Origin of the sequence: Allokutzneria sp. NRRL B-24872 (assembly GCF_002155965.1) — a bacterium.
Lineage (GTDB): Bacteria > Actinomycetota > Actinomycetes > Mycobacteriales > Pseudonocardiaceae > Allokutzneria.
In genome coordinates this window covers 1-497 of sequence record NZ_MUMH01000394.1, presented here as the reverse complement: position 1 = coordinate 497, position 497 = coordinate 1, and the positions used below count along the sequence as shown (strand labels likewise).

The following is a 497-nucleotide window of genomic DNA, read 5'->3' as shown; positions in this document are numbered from 1 at the left end:
CCGCGACGACGTAGCAGACGATCCGCTTGTCACCAGGCCGGTCCTCGCGCACGACGGCCGCCGCATAGGCCACATCCGGGTGGGACACCGCCGCCGCCGCGACCTCGTCCAGCTCGATCCGGAAACCGCGAACGCTGGCCTGGTTGTCCACGCGCCCGCCGAACTCCAGGATGCCGTCCTCCCGCCAGCGCGCCAGGTCGCCCGTGCGGTACATGCGGCTGCCCGGAGCACCGAAAGGGTTGGCGACAAAGCGTTCCGAGGACAACCCCGGCCGCCGGTAGTAGCCGCGCGCCACGCCCGAGCCGCTGAGGTACAGCTCTCCCGCGACGCCCGGCGGAACCGGCTGCAGTCGCTCATCAAGCACGTAGACCTGCGAGTTCGGCATCACACGGCCCAACGGCACGACCCCGGACGGCGTCTCGTCCCCGGGCTGCATCACGAACTCCGCGCAGTGCAACGTGACCTCGGTCGGACCGTAGCCGCCGACCACCCTGATC

The 497-nt window shown here is 70.8% G+C and carries 1 protein-coding gene; it reads right to left on the bottom strand.

The annotated features are described in order from the left end of the window. A partial coding sequence (locus CCN37_RS38265; protein ID WP_143262070.1) for an AMP-binding protein occupies positions 1-497 on the bottom strand: 497 nt, incomplete at both ends.